The sequence below is a fragment of the Burkholderia sp. AU19243 genome (genome assembly GCF_018148075.1).
Taxonomy (GTDB): Bacteria; Pseudomonadota; Gammaproteobacteria; order Burkholderiales; family Burkholderiaceae; genus Burkholderia; species Burkholderia latens_A.
This window is the reverse complement of record NZ_JAGSTV010000007.1, coordinates 316,926-336,801: the sequence shown is the minus strand read 5'-3', so window position 1 is coordinate 336,801 and position 19,876 is coordinate 316,926. Positions and strand designations below refer to the sequence as shown.

Below are 19,876 nucleotides of genomic sequence, written 5' to 3'. Positions count from 1 at the left end.
ACGCGAGAAACGCGAGAAACGCGAGAAACGTGAGAAACGCGAGAAACGCGAGAAACGTGAGAAACGCGAGAAACGCGAGAAACGCGAGAAACGAAAGCGCAGCGCGTGGCGCCCTCTACAACCCCCGGGAACCGATGTGGTGCGACGGGCCCGCGAGGCAGCGGGGCGTCGCGAGATCGACGCATCGCGTGACGCGTCTCGACGTGACCCGCCGCACGCGCAGCGGCTCGACGCGGACACTTGTGCGCCGCTACCGCAGCGTCGCGCCATACTCGCGGATCGCGGTGTCGCAGTCGGCTGCCTCCGCGACGATCCAGTCGAGCACGTCGGCGACTTCACGGCGCGGCGTCCGATCGTGACGGAACAGCCAGTAACCGTATGCATCCGGCACTGCATGCGACTGCGGGCCGCGCACCGCGAGCCGGCCGTCCGCGAGCATCGGCTCGACGAGTGCGAGCCGTCCGAGCGCGACGCCCTGGCCTGCGATCGCGGCCTGAATCACCTGATCGTACTGGTTAAAGCGCAGCACGCCTTTCGGGCGCACTTCGCCGAGTCCGGCCGCGTGCAGGTACGCGTGCCACCGCAGCTGCGTTTGCGGCGGGCCGTCGAATTCGAGCAACACTTGGTCGGCGATCGCGGCCGTATCCGTGAGGAGCCGCTCGGCCAGCGCCGGGTGTGCGACCGGCACGACGATCTCGTCGAACAGATGCAGCGCGCCGGCCGGTGCGCGCTCGCGCGGACAGTAGCGGATCCCCAGGTCGATGCCTTCCGCGCGCAAATCGAGTACCTTGTCGTTCGCAGCCACGCGCAGGTCGATGTCCGGCAGGCGCGCCTGCAGCCGGCCCAGCCGTGGCAGCAGCCACAGTGCGGTGACGCCGATGCTCGCGGTGATCGTCACGGGCTGTCGTTCGCGCGCGGCGGCAAGCGCGGCGACGGTGTCCTGAAGGCTGAGCAGCGCGGCATCCGCGGCGCGAAACAGGCGCTCGCCTTCCGGCGTGAACGCGATTTTCCGATAGCCGCGCTGCAGCAGCGCGATGCCGAGATGCGCTTCGAGCGCATGCACCTGGCGGCTGACCGCCGACTGCGTCACGCACAGATCCTGCGCGGCGAGCGTGATGCTCATGCGGCGGCCGACGGCGACGAAACCGCGCACGAGGTCCAGCGACGGGAGACGAACGAGCGGCGTTGACATGCGTGGAACTCATGCGAACGGATCAGCAAGATTGGTTGAGAACGCCGCGGTCGTCAAGTTCAATGGAGGCTGCCCGACCGGGCCGGGCGCCAAGCGATGCAGCGCGCCGGACAGGAGACAGGATGACGATTTCGAACGAAACAGGCGGCGCGGCGCGCACCGCCCGAGCGACCGATCAAGCAGCCGATCAAGCAGCCGATCAAGCAGCCGACCAGGCAGCAGTTCGCCCCGCGGGTGCGTTGCCGCCGGAGCCCGTGACGCTGACCGCTGCCGACGGCTACCCGCTGCGCGGCTACGTGTGGCGGCATCGCGGGGGCGCCGCCGTGCGGCCCGTGACGGTCGTCAATTGCGCTACGTCGGTGCGTTGCGACTATTACTTCCGTTTCGCGGCGTGGCTTTTCGCGCAGGGCCGCGACGTGCTCGTGTACGACTATCGCGGAATCGGGGGTTCGCGCCCGGCGCGGCTGTCGACGTTGCGCGCGAACTGGCTCGACTGGGGGCGGCTCGATTGCGAGGCCGCGCTGCAGTATGCACGCGACGCGTTTCCCGGCCAGCCGCTCGACGTCGTCGCGCACAGCATCGGCGGCTGCGTGCTCGGGCTCGCCGCGTCGAATGTGCACGTGCGCCATGTGGTGACCGTCGGCGCGCAATACGCGTATTGGCGTGACTATCGGCCGGAGGAGCGGCGGCGCATGTGGTGGAAGTGGCATGTCGCGATGCCGGCCCTAGCAGCCGTGTTCGGCTACGTGCCCGCGAAGCGGCTCGGCTGGATGGAGGACACGCCGCGCGGCGTCGCGCTGTCGTGGGTGCGCGCCCAAGCGCGCTTCGAGGACGCGTACACGCGCGGCGTGCTCGCCGAGCCCGCCGCGAGCCGCGCCGCGCTGCCGTCCCGGTTCGCGCGGCTGTCGGCGCCGATGCTCGCGATTGGCATCGACGACGACGGATTCGGCACGATCGACGCGATCGAGCGGCTCGTCGGCTATTACACGGGCAGCGACGTCACGCACCTGCGGATCGCCCCGCGCGACATCGGCGTCGATGCGATCGGCCACTTCGCGTTCTTCCACAGTCGCTTCACCGACACGCTGTGGCCCGTCGCGCTCGACTGGCTGCGGCACGGCGCGTTGTCGGCCGACGCGCCGGGCCGCGTGCACGCATCCCATCCGGCGCGGCGCGCGGACCGAGCGGGAAGCGGCGGGCAGGGTGCCGTCGCACACGGCTGAACGGGCCTATCCCGTTCTGGCCGTCCAGCCATCGGGCGAACGCGTCGACGAAACGGCGAGTTCGCGATACGGCAATTGCGCGCGCCTGACTGGAACACGGCGATTCGCGTGCAGCGCGATCGATTAACATCGGACGCTCAATCCGACTGGCTGCTTCCCTCCGATGTCCGCTCCGCACGATTCCGAAATGTCTGCCGACCTGCGCCGTGCGTGGCGCGTACGCATGCTTGACGTGCCGCCTGCCGCGTTGCGCGCCGGCGTGCAGGTCGCGCGCATCGACTTCGACTGGCGCGTGCCGCTCGCGTCGCCAGCCTATGCAGCGCTGAGCGATGCGGAGCGCGCGCGCGCGGCGCGCTATTTGAGGCACGAGGACGCGGTGCGCAGCGCCGCGACGCGCGCCGCGCTGCGCGACGTGCTCGGCGCGGCGCTCGGCATGGCGCCGCAAGACGTCTCGATCGTCGTCGACGAAGCGGGGCGGCCGTCACTCGACCCGGCGCATCGTGCGTCGCTGGATTTCAACGTGTCGCACGCGGGCGATCATGCACTCATCGCATGGGCGTCGGCACGTGTCGGCGTCGATATCGAAAGCTGCAGCCGCACGGCCGACTGGCGAGGGCTGGCCGCCGAAGTATGCGCACCGGCCGAGGCCGCATATCTCGAGAGCCTGCCGCTGGCTGCGCGCGCCGGCGCGTTCATGCGCGTGTGGTCCGCGAAGGAGGCGCTGCTGAAAGCGCTGGGCACCGGCATCGTCGGTGGGCTGCGCGCATTCGCGGTCGTGCCGCCGCGCGATGCGACGACGCCCGCGACGACGATCGTCGAGCCGGCCGCTCCGGCCGCCGGCGTGGCTGCGTTCGACGCGGGCTGGCTCGACGCGGCACCCGGCTACGCCGCGTGCGTCGCGTGGACGCGCTGAGCGGCGCGCTTGAGCGAGTGGCGCGTCGTCCAGCGCCACACGGTACGCGTTGATCGCATCGCCGATCGGGGCAGCGGCTCGGGGGCGGGCGATGTGTCGCCCGCGAGCGCGCAGGTCGCGACGAGCACACCGTGGCCGAACGGGGCGGCCAACCGGAACGCGATGATCATGCCAGTGCGCCCTTTGGCGAACTACCGTGAAGCGATGATTCGTATGCTCCTAAAAATCAAATAATCGCAACATATGTTAATTGGCCGGCTTGACGAACCGGCGCCGCGGGCCGCTCGGGGCATCAGGGAAACTCCCGAGTCCAAATCGTGAAAACGGACTTGTCTAGACAAGTTTGGATGGCTACACTGCAATCCATCCCGAACTTGTCTAGACAGGATTGCTCACATGATTACGTTGACCCCCGGCCACCTGACCCTTCCGCAACTGCGCAAGATCGCTCGCGAATCGGTGCAGCTCCAGCTCGACCCCGCAAGCTTCGCGAAGATCGACGCGGGCGCGAAGGCCGTCGCCGACATCGCGGCGAAAGGCGAGCCGGCATACGGTATCAACACCGGCTTCGGCCGCCTTGCCAGCACGCATATCCCGCACGACCAGCTCGAGCTGCTGCAGAAGAATCTGGTGCTGTCGCACGCGGTCGGCGTGGGCGAGCCGATGGCGCGTTCGTCGGTGCGCCTGCTGATGGCGCTGAAGCTGTCGAGCCTCGGCCGCGGCCACTCGGGCATTCGCCGCGAGGTGATGGACGCGCTGATCACGCTGTTCAACGCGGACGTGCTGCCGCTGATCCCGGTGAAGGGATCGGTCGGTGCATCGGGCGACCTGGCGCCGCTCGCGCACATGTCGGCCGTGCTGCTCGGCGTCGGCGAAGTGTTCATCCGCGGCGAACGCGCGAGCGCGCTCGACGGTCTGCGCGTCGCGGGCCTCGCGCCGCTGACGCTCCAGGCGAAGGAAGGTCTCGCGCTGCTGAACGGCACGCAGGCGTCGACGGCGCTCGCGCTCGACAACATGTTCGCGATCGAAGACTTGTACCGCACCGCGCTCGTCGCCGGTGCACTGTCGGTCGACGCGGCAGCCGGCTCGGTGAAGCCGTTCGATGCACGGATCCACGAACTGCGCGGTCATCAAGGCCAGATCGATGCGGCAGCGGCGTACCGCGAGCTGCTCGAAGGTTCGCCGATCAACCAGTCGCACCGCGACTGCGACAAGGTGCAGGATCCGTACAGCCTGCGTTGCCAGCCGCAGGTGATGGGCGCGTGCCTGGACCAGATGCGCCACGCGGCCGACGTGCTGCTCGTCGAAGCGAACGCCGTGTCGGACAACCCGCTGATCTTCCCGGATACCGGCGAAGTGCTGTCGGGCGGCAACTTCCATGCGGAGCCCGTCGCGTTCGCGGCCGACAACCTCGCGCTCGCCGCGTCGGAAATCGGCGCGCTGGCCGAACGGCGCATCGCGCTCCTGATCGATGCGACGCTGTCGGGCCTGCCGCCGTTCCTCGTGAAGGACGGCGGCGTGAACTCGGGCTTCATGATCGCCCACGTGACGGCTGCCGCGCTCGCGTCGGAAAACAAGACGCTTGCACATCCGGCATCGGTCGATTCGCTGCCGACCTCGGCGAACCAGGAAGACCACGTGTCGATGGCAACGTTCGCCGCACGCAAGCTGGCCGACATCGCGGACAACACGAAGCACATCCTCGCGATCGAACTGCTCGCCGCCGCTCAGGGCGTCGACCTGCGCGCGCCGTTCCATACGAGCCCGAAGCTCGCGCCGGTGATGGAAACGATCCGCAGCAAGGTCGCGCACTACGAGCTCGATCACTACTTCGCACCGGACATCGCGGTGATCGCGCAACTGGTCGGCGAGCGTGCGTTCGCGAAGGTCGCGCCGTTCTCGTTCGCATCGGAACAGTAAGCCCATGAGCGCGCCGGTCTACCAGGAGATCAAGGATTTCATCCTGGGCCGCATTCACGCCGGCGACTGGGCGGAGGGCGACCAGGTGCCGTCCGAGAACGAACTCGCCCGCGAGTTCAAGGTCGCGCGCATGACCGTCAACCGCGCGCTGCGCGAGTTGACGGCCGAGCAGGTGCTGACGCGCATGAAGGGCGCCGGCACCTACGTCGCACGGCCGAAGTACGAATCGACGCTGGTGGCGATCCGCAGCATCTCGGAGGAGGTCGACGCGCGCGGGCATGCGTACCGCGCCAGCGTGCTCGGCCTCGAGACGATCCGCGCCGACGAGGCGCTCGCCGACGAGATGCAGGTGGCCGTGCGCGCGAAGCTGTTTCATTCGCAGGTGTTGCACTTCGAGAATGACGAGCCCGTCCAGCTCGAAGAGCGCTGGGTGAATCCGGCGGTCGCGCCGGATTATGCCGAGCAGGATTTCACGAACACGACGCCGAACCTGTACCTGATGCGCGCGGCTCCGCTGCAGCGTGTCGAGTACCGGATCGAAGCGGCGGCCCCGGCGCCCGAGCGGCGCGAGCAGCTGCGAATGGACGACGTCGAGCCGTGTCTCGTTTTACACCGACGCACCTGGTCGCAGGGTGTCGTCGCCTCGGTGGCGAATCTGTGGCATCCCGGCAGCCGTTATCGCTTCACCGGGCATTTCTGATTCCTTGTTGATATTTATTTTCCTTCGGGAGCAGTCGTCATGAACCATCCGAAACACATCGATCCCCGTCTCGATCCGACGCGTACGATTCGCGCGCCGCGCGGCAGCGAGAAGGTCTGCAAGACCTGGCTGGCCGAAGCGGCCTACCGGATGATCCAGAACAACCTGGATCCGGAAGTTGCCGAGCATCCGCACGCGCTCGTCGTGTACGGCGGCATCGGCCGCGCGGCGCGCAACTGGGAATGCTACGACCAGATCCTCGCGTCGCTGAAGGATCTCGAGGAAAACGAAACGCTGTTGATCCAGTCGGGCAAGCCGGTCGGGGTGTTCCGCACGCACAAGGATGCGCCGCGCGTGCTGCTCGCGAACTCGAACCTCGTGCCGCACTGGGCCACCTGGGATCACTTCCACGAGCTCGACCGCAAAGGCCTGATGATGTACGGCCAGATGACGGCCGGCAGCTGGATCTACATTGGCAGCCAGGGGATCGTGCAGGGCACCTATGAAACGTTCTTCTCGGTCGCGAACCAGCACTTCAACGGCGATCCGTCGGGCCGCTGGATCCTGACGGGCGGCCTCGGCGGGATGGGCGGCGCGCAGCCGCTCGCGGCGACGATGGCCGGCTTCTCGATGATCGCGGTCGAATGCGACGAGACGCGCATCGACTTCCGCCTGAAGACGCGTTACGTCGACAAGAAGGCGACGACGCTCGACGAAGCGCTCGGCATGATCGACGAAGCGAAGCGTACCGGCAAGCCGGTGTCGGTCGGCCTGCTCGGCAACGCGGCCGACGTGTTCGCGGAACTCGTGCAACGCGGTATCACGCCGGACTGCGTGACCGACCAGACGAGCGCGCACGATCCGATCAACGGCTACCTGCCGCAGGGCTGGACCGTTGCGCAATGGCGCGAGGCGCAGAAGGTGGATCCGCAAAGCATCGTAAAGGTCGCGAAGCAGTCGATGGCCGTGCAGGTGCGGGCGATGTTGACGCTGCAGGAACGCGGCGCGGCCACGCTCGACTATGGCAACAACATCCGCCAGATGGCGCTGGAAATGGGCGTCGAGAACGCGTTCGACTTCCCGGGTTTCGTGCCGGCCTACATCCGCCCGCTGTTCTGCGAAGGCAAGGGCCCGTTCCGCTGGGTCGCGCTGTCCGGCGATCCGGAAGACATCTACAAGACCGACCAGAAGGTGAAGGAGCTGATCCCGGACGATCCGCACCTGCACAACTGGCTCGACATGGCACGCGAGCGCATCGCGTTCCAGGGCCTGCCGGCACGGATCTGCTGGGTTGGCGTGAAGGATCGCTACCGCCTCGGCCAGGCGTTCAACGAGATGGTGAAGAACGGCGAACTGAAGGCGCCGATCGTGATCGGCCGCGACCACCTCGACACCGGTTCGGTCGCGAGCCCGAACCGCGAGACGGAATCGATGAAGGACGGCTCGGACGCGGTCAGCGACTGGCCGTTGCTCAACGCGCTGCTGAACACCGCAGGCGGCGCATCGTGGGTGTCGCTGCACCATGGCGGCGGCGTCGGGATGGGCTTCTCGCAGCACTCGGGCGTCGTGATCGTCGCCGACGGCACCGCCGACGCGCACGAGCGTCTCGGCCGCGTGCTGCTGAACGACCCGGCGACGGGCGTGATGCGCCACGCGGATGCCGGCTACGAACTCGCGCAGCAGACGGCCCGCGAAGCCGGCCTGAAGCTGCCGATGCTCGGCCGCTGAGCATGACGGCGCTCGACCAGGCGCCGCTGCACGCAACGATGATCCGCGCGGCGGATCTCGTTGCGTCGCCGTGGAAGAACGGCGGCGGCGTGACGCGCGAAATCGGCGCGTTTCCCGTCGGGGCCGCGCTCGACGCATTCGCATGGCGCGTGAGCGTCGCGGACGTCGCCGCAGCCGGGCCGTTCTCGCGGTTCGACGGCGTCGACCGCACCCTGGTGCTGCTGTCCGGCACGGGCATGACGCTCGCGGAAGCGGGCGGCGTGCGCCACGTGCTCGATACGCCGCTTGCGCGCGCGGACTTCGCGGGCGAAACCGCGGTCGATGCGACGCTGCACGACGGCGCGACACGCGACTTCAACCTGATGACGCGCCGCTCGGCCGCCCGAGGCACGCTCGACGTGTGGCCCGAGGGCACGCATCGCGTCGGACCCGCCGACACCGTGCTGCTGTTCTGCGCGGCCGGTGCGGTCGGCGTCGGGATCGACGGCGCGCACCATGCATTGCAAGAAATGGACACGCTGCGGCTCGACGGGCTGCAGCGTGCGTTTGACGTCGTCGTGAGCGGAGGCGGTGCGCTGCTCGCCGTGTCGCTCGCCGTCGGCGAACGGGACTGAACGCATGAAACCGACTGTCTGGCACCACCTGAGGCTGTGTCCGCACGGCCATCCCGACGAAACGATCGACGATGCGGCGATCGCCGTCGACGAAACCGGCGCGATCGTCTGGCTCGGCGCGTTTTCCGCGCTGCCGCACGGTTATGCGCATTGGCGCCGGGAAGACCTGCACGGCGCGTGGGTGACGCCGGGCCTCGTCGACTGCCATACGCACCTCGTGTACGGCGGCACGCGCGCAGACGAGTTCGCGCAGCGCCTCGCCGGCGTCAGCTACGAGGAGATCGCGCGGCAGGGCGGCGGGATCGTGTCGACGGTGCGCGCGACGCGCGCGGCCGACGAGACGACGCTGTTCGTGCAGGCCGCCGCGCGCCTGCAGCCGCTGCTCGCCGAAGGCGTGACCGCGATCGAGATCAAGTCCGGATACGGGCTCGACCTCGCGAGCGAGCGCAAGATGCTGCGCGTTGCGCGCCAGCTGGGCGAGCGCTTTCCGGTCACCGTCTACACGACGTTCCTCGGCGCCCACGCGCTTCCGCCCGAATACGCGGGCCGCGCCGACGAATACATCACCGAAGTGTGCGACCGGATGCTGCCGGCGCTGGCCGACGAAGGCCTCGTCGACGCGGTCGACGTATTCTGCGAACGCATCGGCTTCTCGCTCGCGCAGACCGAGCGCGTGTTCGACGCCGCAACGCGGCGCGGCCTGCCGGTGAAGCTGCACGCGGAGCAATTGTCGAACGCGGGCGGCACCGCGCTTGCCGCGCGTTATCGCGCGCTGTCGGCCGACCACCTCGAATTTCTCGACGAAGCCGGCATCGAAGCGATGAAGGCGGCCGGCACGGTCGCCGTGCTGCTGCCCGGCGCGTACTACTTCATTCGCGAAACGCAACGGCCGCCGATCGACCTGCTGCGCAAGCACGGCGTGCCGATCGCGCTCGCGACCGATCACAATCCGGGCACGTCGCCGCTCGAATCGCTGCTGTTGACGATGAACATGGGCTGCACGCTGTTCCGGCTGACCGTGCCCGAGGTGCTGCAAGGCGTCACGCGCCATGCGGCGGCGGCGCTCGGGCGCGCCGATCGGCACGGCGTGCTGGAGGCCGGCCGCCAGGCCGATTTCGCGGTCTGGTCGGTCGGCTCGCTGTCGGAGCTCGCGTACTGGATCGGCCGGCCGCTGTGCGAGCAGGTCGTACGCGGCGGTTCGACGGTGTTTCGACGGATGAACGGCTAGCCTTGCAAGAGACGATACTCACCATGACCGAAATGACGCTGTTCGCGGACCATGCCTACCTGCCCGACGGCTGGCGCCGCAACGTGCTGCTGCGCTGGGACGCGACCGGCACGCTGACCGACGTGATGCTCGACACCGATGCGCCGGCCGGCGTCGCGCACGCGGCCGGGCCCGTGCTGCCGGGCATGCCGAACCTGCATTCGCACGCATTCCAGCGCGCGATGGCGGGGCTCACCGAATACCGCGCGAATCCCGCCGACAGCTTCTGGAGCTGGCGCGACCTGATGTACCGCTTCGCGCTGAAGATCACGCCCGACGCGCTCGCGGCGATCGCGCGCTGGCTGTACGTCGAGATGCTGAAGTGCGGCTATACGTCGGTGTGCGAGTTCCACTACGTGCATCACGCGCAGGACGGCTCCCGCTATCCGCAGATCGCGGAGCTCGGCACGCGCGTGATCGACGCGGCGCGCCTGGCCGGCATCGGCATCACGATGCTGCCGGTGTCGTACCAGTTCGCCGGCTTCGGCAACAAGCCGCCGCGCGACGATCAGCGCCGCTTCATCAACACGCCGGACGGCTTGCTCGAACTGCTCGACGCGATGCGTCGCGTCGCGCCCGAGCACGGCGCGTTGCGTTACGGCGTCGCGCCGCACTCGCTGCGCGCGGTGTCCGAAAACGGGCTGCGCGTGCTGCTCGAAGGATTGCCGGACGACGCACCGGTACACATCCATATCGCCGAACAGACGGCTGAAGTCGACGATTGCGTGCGCGCATACGGTGCGCGCCCGGTGCAATGGCTGCTCGATCGTTTCGACGTCGATGCGCGCTGGTGCCTCGTACACGCGACGCACGTCGACGCGGCCGAAACGGCGGCGCTCGCGAAGCGCCGCGCGGTGGCCGGCCTGTGCCTGACGACCGAAGCGAACCTCGGCGACGGCGTGTTTCCTGCGGTCGACTATCTCGCGCAGGGCGGCGTGATCGGCGTCGGCTCGGACAGCCACGCATCGGTCGACTGGCGCTCGGAACTGCGTCTGCTCGAATACGGGCAGCGGCTCGTGCACCGGGCGCGCAACGTGCTCGCGAGCGACACGCAGCCGCACGTCGCGGATCGCCTGTTCGACGCATCGCTCGCGGGCGGTGCACAGGCGAGCGGCCGGCGCATCGGCGCGCTGCGCGAAGGCTGTCGCGCCGACTGGATCGTGCTCGATCCCGATCATCCGGCGATCGCGGAGCGCGGCAGCGAAGCGTGGCTGTCCGGCGCGGTGTTCGCCGAGCACGGCGACACGCCGGTGCTCGACGTCTACACCGGCGGCGAGCGCGTCGTGAGCGGTCGCCGTCATCGCGACGAAACTGCGGCGTATGCCGATTACCGCGCCGCGCTGGCGCAACTGCTGCGCTGACGCGCGGCTCGCGGCGCATGCGGTCCACCTGCGCCGGCAGACTTTTACGGTGATGCGACATGACTGAACAACCGGCTGTATTAACGCTGAAGCAGGGCACGCTGCCGCTGCTGATCTCGATTCCGCACGCAGGCACCTATATCCCCGACGACATCGCCGCGACGATGACGCCCGAGGCACGCTTCGTCGACGATTGCGACTGGCATCTGGAACGGCTGTACGGGTTCGCAGCCACGCTCGGCGCGTCGATCCTCGTGCCGTCGCACGCGCGTTACGTGGTCGACCTGAACCGTCCGCCCGACAACGAGAACCTGTATCCGGGGCAGGACACGACCGGGCTCGTGCCGATCGACACGTTCGACAAGGCGCCGCTGTATCCGGCGAATGCGCTGCCCGACAACGACGAGATCATGCGCCGTCGCGACCGCTACTGGCGGCCGTATCACGCCGCGTTGCAGGCAGAAATCGCGCGGCTCAAGCGCGAGCATGGCCGCGTGCTCGTGTGGGAAGCGCATTCGATCCGCTCGCACGTGCCGCGCTTCTTCGACGGGCGCCTGCCGGACTTCAACTTCGGCACGTCGAGCGGCGCGAGTGCGCGGCCCGGCCTCGCCGAGGCGCTGGCCGCGTGCGTGACTGCGCACGGCGGCTATACGGCCGTCGCGAACGGGCGCTTCAAGGGCGGCTACATCACGCGTCATTACGGCGTGCCCGCCACCGGTGTCGAGGCCGTGCAGCTCGAACTGTCGCAGATCACGTACATGGAAGAGACGCGTCCGTATGCGTACGACGAAGCGCGCGCTGCCCGCATCGTGCCGCTGTTGCAGACGCTGGTCGAAACCGCGCTCGCGCATCGCTGAGACGTCGCTGCGCGGCATGCGGCGGCGCGGCTCGGCATCGCGCGGCGGTGCGCCGGCAACCGCCGTGCACGCCGACGCAGCGCACAAAACGGCATCGACCCGGCCGGGCGATGCCGTTTTTTTTGTCCGATCGATACCGCGATCGATACCCGAAAATTTGACGCAATTTTTAGTTGATATAAGCTGAATGTCAGGAAGTCGTCACGCGCGCACCGGCCGCGACGGCGCCAATCAGCACTGCGCTGCGCCGGAATCCGCTGCGAGACCCCTTGCCGACGTGTCGCCGCGCGGCATTGCCGCCTCAGCTTCATCGCGACACGTGTTCTGCCTTCATCAGTCAGTCGAGTACGATCGTGAAAGCCGCCAGCCCTTCGATACGCCGGACCCGAAGTCCGTCGGCGGGCGCGCCGCCTCAGGCCGGGCCGATCCGGCATGCTGATCGCGGCACGCGCGCCGCCCTCATACGCGAGCCCCGTTTCTTCGCTGTGTTCCACCGCGGCCTGCGCCGCTTCAACCTCGTGACCGCGCACGTGTTCAGCGCGGTGCAGTGCGACGGCAGCGCTTCGTTGTTGCCCTAGCGTCCTTTCCCGTATTCACATCGGATCGTCCGGCCGGCTGCCGCTTCGTTCTCGCAGCATGGCCATGCATATACGCGCGCCGTGCCGGCGAGCGTACTCGTTGTATCGCGCGCATGCGTGCGGCGCGCACTCACTCCGGAGGCGATCATGCGCCCGCGCCCGATCGTAGCCGTCACCGCCGACCGCATCGTGCGCGGCGCGCATCCGAACCACACGGCAGCGGAGAAGTATCTGGTCGCGCTGGTCGACGGCGCCGGCACGCTCGCGTTCGTGCTGCCCGCGCTCGGTGTACGCCAGCCGGTCGATGCGATCGTTGCAGCGGTCGACGGGCTGCTGCTGACCGGCAGCTATTCGAACGTCGAACCGCATCGCTATGGCGGCGCGGCGAGTGCGCCTGACACGCTGCACGATCCCGCACGCGACGCGACCGCGCTGCCGCTGATTCGCGCGGCGATCGACGCGGGCGTGCCCGTGCTCGCGATCTGCCGCGGAATGCAGGAGTTGAACGTCGCGTATGGCGGCACCCTTCATCAGCGACTCCATGCGAGCCCGGGTTTCGCCGATCATCGCGAACGCGAAGGCGATCCGCTCGAGCGGCAGTACGGCCCCGCGCACCGCGTGCAATTTACGGCCGGCGGCCTGCTGCAGCGGGTCGCGCACGGTGCGCGCGACGCGATGGTCAATTCGCTGCACGACCAGGGGCTCGCGCGGCTCGGCGCGGGGCTCGCCGTCGAGGCGTGCGCGCCAGACGGGCTCATCGAAGCCGTCAGCGTGCGCGGCGCGCGCGCATTCGCACTCGGCGTGCAATGGCATCCCGAATGGCGCCATGCGGAACAGCCGCTGTCGCGCGACATCTTCGCGGCATTCGGCGCGGCGTGCCGCGCGCGAATGACGCATCGCCTTCATGCGGCCGGCGGCGCCATGCCGTCGCCGGCCGCATCCGACATCGACATCGACTAACGAGGCCGATCATGCAACCCGAACTGAGTGAATTCCTGCGTCAGCACCGCATCACCGAAGTCGAGGCGATCATTCCCGACATGGCCGGCATCGCGCGCGGCAAGATCATTCCGCGCAACAAGTTCGAGTCCGGGGAATCGATGCGCTTGCCGCAGGCCGTGATGGTGCAGACCGTCACCGGCGATTATCCGGAGGACGGCACGCTGACCGGTGTGACCGATCCCGACATGGTGTGCGTGCCCGATCCTTCGACGATCTGCCTGATTCCGTGGGCCGTCGATCCGACTGCGCAGGTGATCCACGATTGCGTGCATTTCGACGGCTCGCCGGTCGAGATTTCGCCACGCTACGTGCTGCGCCGCGTGCTCGACCTGTACCACGCGAAGGGCTGGAAGCCGGTGGTCGCGCCCGAGCTCGAGTTCTATCTGGTCGACATGAACGCCGATCCCGACCTGCCGTTGCGTCCGCCCGTCGGGCGCACGGGCCGCGCGGAAACCGGCCGCCAGTCGTACTCGATCGAAGCCGTCAATGAGTTCGATCCGCTGTTCGAGGACATCTATGAATATTGCGAGATGCAGGGCCTCGACATCGAGACGCTGATCCATGAGGTCGGCGCCGCGCAGATGGAGATCAATTTCGTGCACGGCGACGCGCTGTCGCTCGCCGATCAGGTATTCCTGTTCAAACGCACGGTGCGCGAAGCCGCGCTGCGCCACAACATGTACGCGACGTTCATGGCCAAGCCGATGGAAGGCGAGCCGGGCTCGGCGATGCACATCCACCAGAGCCTCGCCGATGCGCGCACGGGCCGCAATCTATTCGCCGACGAGGGCGGCGTCGTGTCGCCGATGTTCCATAGCTATCTCGCCGGCTTGCAGAAGTACACGCCCGCGCTGATGCCGATCTTCGCGCCGTACATCAACTCGTATCGACGGCTGTCGCGCTTCATGGCCGCGCCGATCAACGTGCAGTGGGGATACGACAACCGTACCGTCGGCTTCCGGATTCCGCAATCGGCGCCCGTTGCGCGGCGCATCGAGAACCGGATTCCGGGCGTCGACTGCAACCCGTATCTCGCGTTCGCGGCGACGCTCGCCGCCGGCTATCTCGGTCTCACGCAGCAGCTCGAGCCGACCGAGCCAATCGCATCGGACGGCTACGATCTGCCGTACCAGTTGCCGCGCAACCTGGAGGAGGGGATCTCGTTGATGGCCGCGTGCACGCCGCTCGCCGGCATTCTCGGCGACAAGTTCGTGAAGGCGTACCTCGCGCTGAAGGAAACGGAGTACGAAGCGTTCTTCCGCGTGATCAGCTCGTGGGAACGCCGCCATCTTCTGCTGCACGTGTAAGCGTGCGGCGCCGACTAGCGGAGGCAACATGACCGAACGAAACGACACCGTCGCCGGGCGCTCGACCGCCGAATACCGCGCGCTCGACGCCGCGCACCACATCCACCCGTTCTCGGACATGGGCGCGCTCAATCGCGCGGGCAGCCGCGTGATCGTGAAGGCCGACGGCGTGTACCTGTGGGACTCGGACGGCAACAAGATCATCGACGGGATGGCCGGGCTCTGGTGCGTGAACGTCGGCTACGGCCGCAAGGAGCTGGCCGACGCCGCGTATCGGCAGATCCAGGAGCTGCCGTTCTACAACACGTTCTTCAAGACGACGCATCCGCCGATCATCGAACTGTCCGCGATGCTCGCCGAAGTGACGCCCGCCGGCTTCAATCACTTCTTCTATTGCAACAGCGGCTCGGAAGGCAACGACACGGTGCTGCGACTCGTGCACCAGTACTGGCGCGTCGAGGGCAAGCCGCAGAAGAAATATGTGATCTCGCGCCGGAACGGTTATCACGGCTCCACGATCGCCGGCGGCACGCTCGGCGGGATGGGCTACATGCACGAACAGATGCCGTCGAAGGTCGAGCACATCGTGCATATCGATCAGCCGTATTTCTTCGACGAAGCGCAACCTGGCGACACGCCCGAAGCATTCGGTCTCGCGCGCGCGCAGCAGCTCGAAGCGAAGATTCTCGAGCTCGGCGCGGAGAACGTCGCCGCATTCATCGGCGAGCCGTTCCAGGGCGCGGGCGGCGTGATCTTCCCGCCGTCGACGTACTGGCCGGAAATCCAGCGGATCTGCCGCAAGTACGACATCCTGCTCGTCGCCGACGAAGTGATCGGCGGCTTCGGCCGCATCGGCGAATGGTTCGCGCATCAGCACTTCGGCTTCGAGCCGGACCTGATCACGATGGCCAAGGGCCTGACGTCCGGCTACGTGCCGATGGGCGCGGTCGGCATCCACGAGCGCGTCGCGCGGCCGATCATCGAGCATGGCGAATTCAATCACGGCCTCACGTATTCGGGCCACCCGGTCGCGGCGGCGGTCGCGGTCGCGAACCTCAAGCTGCTGCGCGACGAAGGGATCGTCGAGCGCGTGAAGCGCGATATCGGGCCGTATTTCCAGCGCCGCCTGCGCGATGCGCTGGGCGATCATCCGATCGTTGGCGAGATCGTCGGAGCGGGGCTCGTCGCGGGCGTTCAGCTTGCGCGTGACCGTGCGCGGCGCGAGCGATTCGACGCGAGCGTCGATATCGGCACGATCTGCCGCGACTTCTGCTTCAACGGAAACCTGATCATGCGTGCGACCGGCGACCGGATGCTGCTGTCGCCGCCGTTGGTGATCCGACAGGCGGAGGTCGACGAGATCGTCGACAAGGCGAAGCGCGCGTTTGACGCGACGGCGGAGCGGGTGGGGAGGGCAGGATAGCCGGTCGTTGCCCCACGAACCTGTTCGCGAGTGCAAGGACGCGTGCAGGGGAGGCAGCAGCGGAAAATCGGGCGCAAAACGAAAAGGGCCTGCGTCGTGAGACGCAGGCCCTTGAATTCTTTGGTGGGCGGTACTGGGATCGAACCAGTGACCCCTGCCGTGTGAAGGCAGTGCTCTACCGCTGAGCTAACCGCCCAAAGAAGCTGAAATTATGTCAGAGCTTTTGCGGTTCGTAAAGTACTTTCTTCAACTATTTTTTCAGGCCGGTGCAAAAGGTTCGTCAGGTGCCCGTGGACGGCTCGACGAGATCGAGAATCGAGCCGTCGCGCTTGAGCGTCGCGAGCACGATGCTCGAATTGATCGACATCACGCCCGTCGCACGGTGCAGCCGATTGATCACGAAATCGGAGTAGTGATCGAGGTCGCGCGCCCGCACCGTCAGCACATAGTTCGAGCCGCCCGTCACGATTTGCGCGGCGATGACTTCCGGCCATTCCTGGATCGCCTCCACGAAGCGGTCGTGCCATTCGGGCACGTCCGGCCGCATCGACACATGCACGAGCGCCTCGAATGCGACGCCGACCTTCTTCGGCTCGATCGTGCAGCGGTAGCCCGAAATGGCGCCGCGTTCCTCCAGCAGCTTCACCCGCCGCAGGCACGCGGACGGCGACAGCGCGACCGCATTCGCGAGGTCCTGATTGCTGATGCGTCCGTCCCGTTCGAGATGCCGGAGGATCCGCATGTCGGTTCGATCCAGATTCATTTCGCAGAATCCCGTAATTTTTGACGTGACAGTCGCAGACTCTACTGCAAACCAGGCGATTCGTCATCGATAAGTGAAGCTCATTCTATTTCGTCCTCGATAACATGCGCGCTATGCCTCCGACCGCGCGACCTGACTTGCTGTCACGCCGCCGGCCGCCTCGCCGCCTTCAACTTCTACCGTCATACCGTCATGTACGAACACGTTCCCGCCTATCCGGGCGACCCGATTCTGTCGCTGTTCCAGGCGTTCCAGCAGGATGCCCATCCGCACAAGGTCAATCTCAGCATTGGGCTCTACTACGACGATGCGGGCCGGATCCCCGTGCTCGAGAGCACACGTCTCGCGGCCGAGCGCGTGCGCGACGCCGGCGCGCCGCATACATATCTGCCGATGGAGGGACTCGCCATGTATCGGCGGGGCTTGCAGCGCCTCGTGTTCGGCGCCGACTGCGCGGCGCTCGCGCAAGGACGCATCGCGACGCTGCAGACGCTCGGCGGCTCGGGCGCGCTGCGGCTCGGCGCGGAGTTCGTGAAGCGCTATTTTCCCGACAGCGCGATCTGGGTCAGCGATCCGACGTGGGACAACCATCGCGTGATCTTCGCGGCGGCCGGTCTCGACGTGCACACGTACCCGTACTACGACGAATCGCGCAACGACCTGCGCGTCGACGCGATGCTCGCGGCGCTCGACGCGCTGCCGGCGCGCAGCATCGTGCTGCTGCAGCCGTGTTGCCACAACCCGACCGGCCTCGACCTCGGCCGCGACGCATGGCGCGCGGTGATCGACGTGCTCGCGCGTCGCCGGCTGATTCCGTTCCTCGACATGGCGTACCAGGGCTTCGGCGACGGGCTCGACGACGACGCATGGGCCGTGCGTGCGATCGTCGAAGCGGGGCTGCCGGCGATCGTCAGCAACTCGTTTTCGAAGAACTTCTCGCTTTACGGCGAGCGCGTCGGCGGCCTGTCGATCGTCTGCGCGGGCGCGAGCGAAGCGGCGACGGTGCTGAGTCAGTTGCAGGCCGGCGTGCGCCGCACCTATTCGAGCCCGCCTCTGTTCGGCGCGCAGCTCGTGTCGACCGTGCTGAACGACGACGTCCTGCGTGCGTGCTGGGAAGACGAGGTGGCGGAGGTGCGCACGCGCATCAAGCGCATGCGCGGCGCGCTGAAGGCGCGGCTCGACGCGCGCCTGCCGACGCCCGCGTTCGATGCGCTCGTCACGCAGCGCGGCATGTTCAGCTACACGGGCATCGCCGCGACCGACGTGGACCGGCTGCGCGCGGCGCACGGCGTCTACCTGCTGCGCTCCGGCCGCATGTGCATCGCGGGCCTGAACGACGCGAACGTCGATCATGTCGCGCACGCGATCGCCGACGTGCTTGGCGCCCCGTCGCGCCGGGCCGCATGAGCGGCCGGGCCGAACCGAAGGAGTACACGATGGCAGATACGATCCCGGTCGACTTGCCCCAGCTCGCGCAGCCGTTCTCGTGGGCGACCCGCGCGGGCGGGCTGATGTTTACCGGCCACGGGCCGGTCGATGGGTCCGGCGCGATCGCCGGCGACACGATGACCGAGCAGACGCGCATCACGCTCGGCAATCTCGCGAAGGCCGTCGCGGCGGCCGGCGCGACGATGGACGACGTCGCGCAGGTGCTCGTCTACCTGTCCGACGTGAAGGCGATGCCCGAATTCGACGCCGAATACCGGCGCCACTTCCGCGAACCGTACCCGAACCGCACGTGCGTGGGCGTGCAGGGCTTCGCGCATCCGGAGATGCGCGTCGAACTCGTCGCGTACGTCGCGCTGCCGGCGGCACGCGGCTAGCCGGCACGCGACTTCGCGACGATTGCAGCACCCGCGATTAGCGACAAGTACCAACACCCCCGACGAACACAACAATTCAGACAAGGATGGAGACGAAGATGAAGCGCATTACTCGATTCGCACTACCGACGATGGCGGGCCTGCTCGCCGCCAGCGGCGTGATGGCGCAAAGCAGCGTGACGCTGTACGGCATCGTCGACCAGAGCATTCGCTACACGACGCATGCGAACGCATCGGACGACGCCAGTGTGCAGATGACCAACGGCGCGATCACCAACAGCCGCTGGGGCTTGAAGGGCAGCGAAGCGCTCGGCGGCGGGCTGCAAGCGATCTTCCGGCTGGAGAGCGGCTTCGAGCCGCAGACCGGGCAGCTCGACGGCGCGCTGTTCGGCCGCTACGCGTACGTGGGTCTCGCGAGCGACTGGGGCACCGTGAAGCTCGGCCGGCAGGCGACCGAGGCGTTCAACCTGTTCGGCGATCTCGATCCGCTGACGGTCGGCAACTACACGGCCAACATGTGGCCGTACTTTCTCACGCAGGGCCGCGCGAGCAACGTGGTCAGCTACGACGGCACGTTCGGCGGACTGAACGTCGGCGCGAGCTACGGTTTCGGCGGTGTCGCGGGCAGCCTCGGCGCGAATGCGTACTGGGGCACGCACGCGTCGTACACGCTCGGCGGGCTGATGGTCGGCGCGACCTACCAGCAGGTGCGCGACCTGACGAGCCGCGCGCAGCAGGCATGGGGCGCGGGTGCGCGCTACGCGTTCGGCGCGACGACGCTGTACGCCGGCTATCTGGGCGGGATCGACCGCACTGGCATGCTCGACCGACAGCTGCTGAATGCGCCGGGCCGCGACGTAACCTACGGTTCGTTCGGCGACAATCCGCGCCGCGACGCGATCTTCTATGCCGGCGCGAGCCTGAAGGTCACCCCGGCAGTCTCGGTGACGGGCGTCGCGTATTACGACGACATCCGCAACGTGAACGGCATCGCGGGCAACGGCGGGAAGCGCTATACGGGCGTGCTCGAGGCCGAGTACGCTCTGTCGAAGGCCACGCAGGTCTACGCGACGGTCGACTACAACCGGGTGACAGGCGGCGCGTTCACCGAAATGCCCGGACGCGGCAATCAGACGGGTATCGCGGCCGGCTTGCGCCACCTGTTCTGAGCACGTGGCGCGCGGTGGCCGGTGCGGTCCGGCGCC

At 67.7% G+C, this 19,876-nt stretch carries 18 protein-coding genes and 1 tRNA gene; 16 read left to right on the top strand and 3 right to left on the bottom strand.

Annotated elements, in window-relative coordinates:
* Nucleotides 1-250 precede the first annotated feature (250 nt).
* Complete coding sequence (locus tag KDW55_RS16435; RefSeq protein WP_212160261.1) at nt 251-1,192, bottom strand: LysR substrate-binding domain-containing protein; 942 nt, start codon at nt 1,190-1,192, stop codon at nt 251-253.
* Nucleotides 1,193-1,314: 122 nt separating this feature from the next.
* Between KDW55_RS16435 and KDW55_RS16430 the strand changes: the two genes are divergently transcribed.
* From KDW55_RS16430 to KDW55_RS16370, 13 genes are all read left to right on the top strand, one after another.
* Entirely contained in the window at nt 1,315-2,415 is a 1,101-nt protein-coding gene (locus tag KDW55_RS16430; protein WP_212160260.1) for an alpha/beta fold hydrolase, read from the top strand.
* Nucleotides 2,416-2,578: 163 nt separating this feature from the next.
* A complete protein-coding gene (locus KDW55_RS16425; protein ID WP_212147747.1) occupies nt 2,579-3,328 on the top strand; it encodes a 4'-phosphopantetheinyl transferase superfamily protein in 750 nt (249 codons plus the stop codon).
* A gap of 9 nt (nt 3,329-3,337) precedes the next feature.
* Nucleotides 3,338-3,562 carry a hypothetical protein gene (locus KDW55_RS16420; protein ID WP_212160259.1) on the top strand — a complete coding sequence of 75 codons (225 nt, stop codon included), beginning with the start codon at nt 3,338-3,340 and terminating at the stop codon, nt 3,560-3,562.
* Nucleotides 3,563-3,724: 162 nt separating this feature from the next.
* Complete coding sequence (gene hutH / locus KDW55_RS16415) at nt 3,725-5,248, top strand: histidine ammonia-lyase (protein WP_040144613.1); 1,524 nt, start codon at nt 3,725-3,727, stop codon at nt 5,246-5,248.
* Between the two features lie 4 nt (nt 5,249-5,252).
* Nucleotides 5,253-5,948 (top strand): histidine utilization repressor, encoded by a 696-nt coding sequence (hutC, locus tag KDW55_RS16410; RefSeq protein WP_040144612.1) that lies wholly within the window; start codon nt 5,253-5,255, stop codon nt 5,946-5,948.
* Between the two features lie 39 nt (nt 5,949-5,987).
* Nucleotides 5,988-7,676 (top strand): urocanate hydratase, encoded by a 1,689-nt coding sequence (gene hutU / locus KDW55_RS16405; RefSeq protein WP_040144611.1) that lies wholly within the window; start codon nt 5,988-5,990, stop codon nt 7,674-7,676.
* Nucleotides 7,677-7,678: 2 nt separating this feature from the next.
* Nucleotides 7,679-8,290, top strand: a complete 612-nt coding sequence (locus KDW55_RS16400) for a HutD family protein (protein WP_069241555.1) — start codon at nt 7,679-7,681, stop codon at nt 8,288-8,290.
* Nucleotides 8,291-8,294: 4 nt separating this feature from the next.
* On the top strand, nt 8,295-9,518 hold the full coding sequence (hutI, locus tag KDW55_RS16395) for an imidazolonepropionase (protein WP_209824454.1): 1,224 nt from the start codon (nt 8,295-8,297) through the stop codon (nt 9,516-9,518).
* A gap of 23 nt (nt 9,519-9,541) precedes the next feature.
* Nucleotides 9,542-10,918, top strand: coding sequence for a formimidoylglutamate deiminase (locus KDW55_RS16390; RefSeq protein ID WP_212160257.1), 1,377 nt, complete (start codon nt 9,542-9,544; stop codon nt 10,916-10,918).
* A gap of 59 nt (nt 10,919-10,977) precedes the next feature.
* A complete protein-coding gene (hutG, locus tag KDW55_RS16385) occupies nt 10,978-11,775 on the top strand; it encodes an N-formylglutamate deformylase (RefSeq protein ID WP_212160256.1) in 798 nt (265 codons plus the stop codon).
* Nucleotides 11,776-12,500: 725 nt separating this feature from the next.
* Complete coding sequence (locus KDW55_RS16380) at nt 12,501-13,313, top strand: gamma-glutamyl-gamma-aminobutyrate hydrolase family protein (RefSeq protein WP_069241976.1); 813 nt, start codon at nt 12,501-12,503, stop codon at nt 13,311-13,313.
* Nucleotides 13,314-13,324: 11 nt separating this feature from the next.
* Nucleotides 13,325-14,662 (top strand): glutamine synthetase family protein, encoded by a 1,338-nt coding sequence (locus KDW55_RS16375; protein ID WP_040144606.1) that lies wholly within the window; start codon nt 13,325-13,327, stop codon nt 14,660-14,662.
* Nucleotides 14,663-14,690: 28 nt separating this feature from the next.
* Nucleotides 14,691-16,085, top strand: coding sequence for an aspartate aminotransferase family protein (locus KDW55_RS16370; RefSeq protein ID WP_212160255.1), 1,395 nt, complete (start codon nt 14,691-14,693; stop codon nt 16,083-16,085).
* Nucleotides 16,086-16,206: 121 nt separating this feature from the next.
* On the opposite strand, the gene KDW55_RS16365 is transcribed toward KDW55_RS16370, so the two are convergent.
* Together KDW55_RS16365 and KDW55_RS16360 are read right to left on the bottom strand one after the other, a co-directional pair.
* Nucleotides 16,207-16,281, bottom strand: a tRNA-Val gene (locus tag KDW55_RS16365).
* An 84-nt stretch (nt 16,282-16,365) separates the two neighbouring features.
* Nucleotides 16,366-16,848, bottom strand: a complete 483-nt coding sequence (locus tag KDW55_RS16360) for an Lrp/AsnC family transcriptional regulator (protein ID WP_040144604.1) — start codon at nt 16,846-16,848, stop codon at nt 16,366-16,368.
* A gap of 192 nt (nt 16,849-17,040) precedes the next feature.
* Between KDW55_RS16360 and KDW55_RS16355 the strand changes: the two genes are divergently transcribed.
* From KDW55_RS16355 to KDW55_RS16345, 3 genes are all read left to right on the top strand, one after another.
* Nucleotides 17,041-18,255: an amino acid aminotransferase gene (locus KDW55_RS16355; protein ID WP_212160253.1), complete on the top strand. Its 1,215-nt coding sequence runs from the start codon at nt 17,041-17,043 to the stop codon at nt 18,253-18,255.
* Between the two features lie 29 nt (nt 18,256-18,284).
* A complete protein-coding gene (locus KDW55_RS16350) occupies nt 18,285-18,671 on the top strand; it encodes a RidA family protein (RefSeq protein ID WP_212160252.1) in 387 nt (128 codons plus the stop codon).
* Nucleotides 18,672-18,802: 131 nt separating this feature from the next.
* Entirely contained in the window at nt 18,803-19,840 is a 1,038-nt protein-coding gene (locus KDW55_RS16345; RefSeq protein ID WP_069241551.1) for a porin, read from the top strand.
* The last annotated feature ends 36 nt before the right edge of the window (nt 19,841-19,876 follow it).

Bases quoted from the DNA above. Each gene is read 5' to 3' on its own strand.
- KDW55_RS16400 (WP_069241555.1), top strand. From the start codon at position 7,679: ATGACGGCGCTCGACCAGGCGCCGCTGCACGCAACGATGATCCGCGCG.
- KDW55_RS16435 (WP_212160261.1), bottom strand. From the start codon at position 1,192: ATGTCAACGCCGCTCGTTCGTCTCCCGTCGCTGGACCTCGTGCGCGGT.
- KDW55_RS16370 (WP_212160255.1), top strand. From the start codon at position 14,691: ATGACCGAACGAAACGACACCGTCGCCGGGCGCTCGACCGCCGAATAC.
- KDW55_RS16390 (WP_212160257.1), top strand. From the start codon at position 9,542: ATGACCGAAATGACGCTGTTCGCGGACCATGCCTACCTGCCCGACGGC.
- hutG (WP_212160256.1), top strand. From the start codon at position 10,978: ATGACTGAACAACCGGCTGTATTAACGCTGAAGCAGGGCACGCTGCCG.
- hutI (WP_209824454.1), top strand. From the start codon at position 8,295: ATGAAACCGACTGTCTGGCACCACCTGAGGCTGTGTCCGCACGGCCAT.
- KDW55_RS16425 (WP_212147747.1), top strand. From the start codon at position 2,579: ATGTCCGCTCCGCACGATTCCGAAATGTCTGCCGACCTGCGCCGTGCG.
- KDW55_RS16345 (WP_069241551.1), top strand. From the start codon at position 18,803: ATGGCGGGCCTGCTCGCCGCCAGCGGCGTGATGGCGCAAAGCAGCGTG.
- hutC (WP_040144612.1), top strand. From the start codon at position 5,253: ATGAGCGCGCCGGTCTACCAGGAGATCAAGGATTTCATCCTGGGCCGC.
- KDW55_RS16355 (WP_212160253.1), top strand. From the start codon at position 17,041: ATGTACGAACACGTTCCCGCCTATCCGGGCGACCCGATTCTGTCGCTG.
- hutU (WP_040144611.1), top strand. From the start codon at position 5,988: ATGAACCATCCGAAACACATCGATCCCCGTCTCGATCCGACGCGTACG.
- KDW55_RS16380 (WP_069241976.1), top strand. From the start codon at position 12,501: ATGCGCCCGCGCCCGATCGTAGCCGTCACCGCCGACCGCATCGTGCGC.
- KDW55_RS16360 (WP_040144604.1), bottom strand. From the start codon at position 16,848: ATGAATCTGGATCGAACCGACATGCGGATCCTCCGGCATCTCGAACGG.
- KDW55_RS16430 (WP_212160260.1), top strand. From the start codon at position 1,315: ATGACGATTTCGAACGAAACAGGCGGCGCGGCGCGCACCGCCCGAGCG.
- hutH (WP_040144613.1), top strand. From the start codon at position 3,725: ATGATTACGTTGACCCCCGGCCACCTGACCCTTCCGCAACTGCGCAAG.
- KDW55_RS16350 (WP_212160252.1), top strand. From the start codon at position 18,285: ATGGCAGATACGATCCCGGTCGACTTGCCCCAGCTCGCGCAGCCGTTC.
- KDW55_RS16375 (WP_040144606.1), top strand. From the start codon at position 13,325: ATGCAACCCGAACTGAGTGAATTCCTGCGTCAGCACCGCATCACCGAA.